4 protein-coding genes are annotated in these 4,928 nt (G+C 71.7%); 3 read left to right on the top strand and 1 reads right to left on the bottom strand.

Features of this window, described 5'->3' with window-relative positions; genetic code table 11:
• The first annotated feature begins 308 nt into the window (after positions 1-308).
• The 3 genes from H5J33_RS23370 (at position 309) to H5J33_RS23360 (ending at position 3,829) form a co-directional block, all read left to right on the top strand.
• Positions 309-896: a sigma-70 family RNA polymerase sigma factor gene (locus tag H5J33_RS23370; RefSeq protein ID WP_030601058.1), complete on the top strand. Its 588-nt coding sequence runs from the start codon at positions 309-311 to the stop codon at positions 894-896.
• A gap of 163 nt (positions 897-1,059) precedes the next feature.
• Positions 1,060-2,568 (top strand): IMP dehydrogenase, encoded by a 1,509-nt coding sequence (gene guaB / locus H5J33_RS23365; protein ID WP_181796868.1) that lies wholly within the window; start codon positions 1,060-1,062, stop codon positions 2,566-2,568.
• A 136-nt stretch (positions 2,569-2,704) separates the two neighbouring features.
• Complete coding sequence (locus tag H5J33_RS23360) at positions 2,705-3,829, top strand: GuaB3 family IMP dehydrogenase-related protein (RefSeq protein ID WP_181796867.1); 1,125 nt, start codon at positions 2,705-2,707, stop codon at positions 3,827-3,829.
• 146 nt (positions 3,830-3,975) lie between these two features.
• Here the strand turns inward: H5J33_RS23360 and H5J33_RS23355 are convergent.
• On the bottom strand, positions 3,976-4,928 hold a 953-nt coding region (locus H5J33_RS23355; RefSeq protein WP_181796866.1), incomplete at its 5' end, for a nucleotide sugar dehydrogenase.

Below are 4,928 nucleotides of genomic sequence, written 5' to 3'. Positions count from 1 at the left end.
TGCGCGTTCCGGCGTGCGGTGTCCGGTGCTCCGGCGCAGGTGGGCGCCCCCGGCGCGGGGTGTGCGGCCGAGCGGCGTACGCTCTGCCGGGCCCCGGTAGGGCGCGCGCAAGGCGGCCCGCCGCACGCGCGATGCTCGTTTCGGCGCGGATGCCGCATCCTTGAGATGTGGAGTCTCTCGGGGACGAGTCGGTCGAGCGGAAGGGGAGGGCGCAGGGGATGAGTGCCGGCGCACCTGCTCATAACGCTTCGGTGCACAACCACGAGCACGATGCGACGGACCGCGCGGCCACAGGGCACCATGGACCGATGCGCGACGACGAGGCGGGCACGGCCCCTGGGGCGATCGGTGCGCTCGTGCATCGTGCCGTCGACGGGGACGAGCAGGCCACGCACGACCTGCTCGCCCGGGTTCACCCGCTGGCGCTGCGCTACTGCCGTACGCGGCTGTCCCGGCTCCCCGGCGACGCCCGCCACTTCGTGGAGGACCTCGCCCAGGAGGTCTGTGTCGCCGTCCTGCTCGCGCTGCCGCGCTACCGCGACACCGGCCGGCCCTTCGAGGCGTTCGTCTTCGCCATCGCCTCCCACAAGGTCGCCGACCTCCAGCGCGCCGCGATGCGCCACCCGGGGTCGACGGCGGTGCCGTCCGACGAGATGCCCGAGCGGCCCGACGACTCCCTCGGCCCGGAGGAGCGCGCCCTGCTCAGCAGCGACGCCGAGTGGGCCAAGAAACTGCTGGCCAACCTCCCGGAGAACCAGCGGGAACTGCTTCTGCTGCGCATCGCCGTGGGCTTGACCGCGGAGGAGACCGGGCAGATGTTGGGAATGTCACCCGGCGCGGTCCGCGTGGCCCAGCACCGGGCGCTGAGCCGTCTCAGGGCGCTCGCCGAGCAGTAATCCCCCTGGACGGAGCCGCCGTAGCCCCGTCCCCGCACACGCGCACTTACGGTTTCGTACGAAGGTACGAAGCCTGAAGCGAGCCGTTACCGTGGAATTTGCTAGCGATGCTTCCCGTTAGCATGGACATCCGCACCGATCAAGGCCATTTGGGGAAGGTGTCATGACTGCCAACGTCGACGGAGTGCCCGGTAAATTCGCGACACTCGGGCTGACCTACGACGACGTGCTGTTGCTGCCGGGCCCGTCGGACATGGCGCCCGACGAGATCGACACCACCTCGTACGTCTCCCGCAATGTGCGGGTCAACATCCCGCTGCTGTCCGCCGCCATGGACAAGGTGACCGAGTCCCGCATGGCGATCGCGATGGCCCGCCAGGGCGGTGTCGGCGTCCTGCACCGCAACCTCTCCATCGAGGACCAGGCCAACCAGGTCGACCTGGTGAAGCGCTCCGAGTCCGGCATGGTGACCGACCCGATCACCATCCACCCGGAGGCCACGCTCGCCGAGGCCGACGCGCTGTGCGCCAAGTTCCGCATCAGCGGTGTCCCGGTGACCGACGGCGACAAGCGGCTCCTCGGCATCGTCACCAACCGTGACATGGCCTTCGAGAGCGACCGCGGCCGCCGCGTGCACGAGGTCATGACCCCGATGCCGCTGGTCACCGGCAAGGTCGGCATCTCCGGCCCGGAGGCCATGGAGCTGCTGCGCAAGCACAAGATCGAGAAGCTGCCGCTGGTCGACGACGAGGGCATCCTCAAGGGCCTGATCACCGTCAAGGACTTCGTCAAGGCGGAGCAGTACCCGAACGCCGCCAAGGACGCCGAGGGCCGCCTGCTGGTCGGCGCCGCGGTCGGCGTGGCCGGTGACGCCTTCGAGCGCGCCCAGGCCCTGATCGAGGCCGGTGTCGACTTCATCGTCGTGGACACCGCGCACGGCCACTCCCGGCTGGTCGGCGACATGATCGCCAAGATCAAGTCGAACTCCTCCGGCGTCGACGTCATCGGCGGCAACGTCGCCACCCGCGACGGCGCCCAGGCCCTGGTCGACGCGGGCGCCGACGGCATCAAGGTCGGCGTCGGCCCCGGCTCCATCTGCACCACCCGTGTCGTCGCCGGCGTCGGCGTGCCGCAGGTCACCGCGATCTACGAGGCCGCGCTCGCCGCCAAGGACGCCGGTGTCCCGGTGATCGGCGACGGCGGTCTGCAGTACTCCGGCGACATCGCCAAGGCCCTGGTCGCGGGCGCCGACACGGTGATGCTCGGCTCGCTGCTCGCGGGCTGCGAGGAGTCCCCGGGCGAGCTGCTGTTCATCAACGGCAAGCAGTTCAAGTCGTACCGCGGCATGGGCTCCCTCGGCGCCATGCAGTCCCGCGGCGACCGCCGCTCCTTCTCCAAGGACCGCTACTTCCAGGAGGGCGTCGCCTCCGACGAGCAGCTGATCCCCGAGGGTATCGAGGGCCAGGTGCCCTACCGCGGCCCGCTGTCCTCGGTCGTCCACCAGCTGGTCGGCGGCCTGCGCCAGTCGATGTTCTACGTCGGCGGCAGGACCGTGCCCGAGCTCCAGGCGGGCGGCCGGTTCGTGCGGATCACCTCGGCGGGTCTGAAGGAGAGCCACCCGCACGACATCCAGATGACGGTCGAGGCACCGAACTACAGCGGCAAGAAGTGACGCGCGCACGCGCGTGAGGCTCTTCGAGGGCGGTTCCGGGGGAATCCGGGGCCGCCCTCGCCGCATGGGTGGGGGCGCTGTCACCGGTGTCGGCGATACTGGAAGACGCTGAAACGCATCAGGGAAAGGCCAAGACGTGACTGAGATCGAGATCGGGCGCGGCAAGCGCGGCCGCCGGGCGTACGCCTTCGACGACATCGCCGTCGTCCCCAGCCGCCGTACGCGGGACCCGAAGGAGGTCTCGATCGCCTGGCAGATCGACGCCTACCGCTTCGAGCTGCCGTTCCTGGCCGCCCCCATGGACTCCGTGGTCTCCCCGGCCACCGCGATCCGCATCGGTGAGCTGGGCGGCCTCGGCGTGCTGAACCTCGAGGGCCTGTGGACCCGGTACGAGGACCCGCAGCCGCTGCTGGACGAGATCGCCGAGCTGCCCGCCGAGCAGGCGACCCGCCGCCTCCAGGAGGTCTACGCGGCGCCGATCAAGGAGGAGCTGATCGGCGCCCGCATCAAGGAGGTGCGCGACGCCGGTGTGGTCACCGCCGCCGCGCTCTCCCCGCAGCGCACCGCCCAGTTCTCCAAGGCCGTGGTGGACGCGGGCGTGGACATCTTCGTGATCCGGGGCACCACCGTGTCGGCGGAGCACGTGTCGTCCTCGCACGAGCCGCTGAACCTCAAGCAGTTCATCTACGAGCTGGACGTGCCGGTGATCGTCGGCGGCTGCGCCACGTACACCGCCGCGCTGCACCTGATGCGCACCGGTGCGGCCGGCGTGCTGGTCGGCTTCGGCGGCGGCGCCGCGCACACCACGCGCAACGTCCTCGGCATCCAGGTCCCGATGGCGACGGCCGTCGCCGACGTGGCCGCGGCCCGCCGGGACTACATGGACGAGTCCGGCGGCCGGTACGTGCACGTGATCGCGGACGGCGGTGTCGGCTGGTCCGGTGACCTGCCCAAGGCCATCGCCTGCGGCGCCGACGCCGTCATGATGGGCTCCCCGCTGGCCCGCGCCACGGACGCGCCCGGCAAGGGCCACCACTGGGGCATGGAGGCGGTCAACGAGGAGCTGCCCCGCGGCAAGAAGGTGGGCCTCGGCACGGTCGGCACGATCGAGGAGATCCTCACCGGTCCGTCCCACACCCCGGACGGCTCCATGAACTTCTTCGGTGCCCTGCGCCGCGCCATGGCCACCACCGGCTACAGCGAGCTGAAGGAGTTCCAGCGGGTCGAGGTGACGGTGGCGGACAGCCAGCACCGGCGGTAACCGCCGGGCGGTCCCAGCGACCCCGAGGGCCGGTCGTCCCGAGTGGACGGCCGGCCCTTTCGCATGCCCGGGCGCTCTTGCCCGGGGGGCGCACTGCGTGAAAGGGGGCGCCCATGGGACGCCACCGCACCCCCGCGCGCCCCCGTTCACAACCGGTGCGCCGCCCCCGTGGGTGTGGCGCCCCGGGTGTCGAGCAGCAGCTGGGCCTTCACCGACAGGCCCTGCAAGTCGTACGTGCGGTGGTGCTGGAGCAGGATCGTGAGGTCGGCGTCGGCGGCGGCCTCGTAGAGGGAGTCGGCGCGCGGGACCGGGCGGTCCAGGACGTTCCAGGCGGGCACGTACGGGTCGTGGTAGCTCACGGACGCGCCGAACTCCATCAGCCGGACGGCGATCTCCCGCGCGGGCGTGCCCTGGAGGTCGGCGAGGTCGGGCTTGTAGGTGACGCCGAGCAGCAGCACCCGGGCCCCGCGCGCGGACTTGCCGTGCTCGTTCAGGAGCGTGGCGGCGCGCTGGACGACGTACCGGGGCATCCGGCTGTTGACCTGCTGGGCCAGTTCCACCATGCGCAGGGTGCGGGTCGCGTGTCCGGTCAGGTCCTGTGCGGCGCCGTGTCCGCCGACGCCGGGGCCCGGCCGGAACGCCTGGAAGCCGAAGGGCTTGGTCTCCGCGCACCGGATGACGTCCCACAGGTCCACGCCCAGCTCGTGGCAGAGCACGGCCATCTCGTTGACCAGCGCGATGTTCACGTGCCGGTAGTTGGTCTCCAGCAGCTGCACGGTCTCCGCCTCGCGCAGTCCGCGCGCGCGGACCACCTTGTCGGTGAGCCGGCCGTAGAACGCGGCGGCGGACTCGGTGCAGGCGGGGGTGAGGCCGCCGATGACCTTCGGGGTGCCGGCGGGCGTGTGGGCGCGGCTGCCGGGGTCGACGCGGCTGGGGGAGTAGGCGAGGTGGAAGTCGCGCCCGGCGCGCAGGCCGGAGCCGTCCTCCAGCAGCGGGCGCAGGAACTCCTCCGTGGTCCCGGGCAGCACGGGGGACTCCAGGATGACCGTGGTGTGCGGGCGCAGGTGGGCGGCCAGGGTGCGGGCGGCGGCCTCGACCT

Origin of the sequence: Streptomyces sp. WELS2 (assembly GCF_013870595.1) — a bacterium.
GTDB lineage: Bacteria > Actinomycetota > Actinomycetes > Streptomycetales > Streptomycetaceae > Streptomyces.
Note: the sequence above shows the minus strand (reverse complement) of the source record. Positions and strands in the feature narration are given on the sequence as shown.

Excerpts from the sequence above, each read along its gene's own strand:
- guaB (WP_181796868.1), top strand. The coding sequence starts at position 1,060 with ATGACTGCCAACGTCGACGGAGTGCCCGGTAAATTCGCGACACTCGGG.
- H5J33_RS23370 (WP_030601058.1), top strand. The coding sequence starts at position 309 with ATGCGCGACGACGAGGCGGGCACGGCCCCTGGGGCGATCGGTGCGCTC.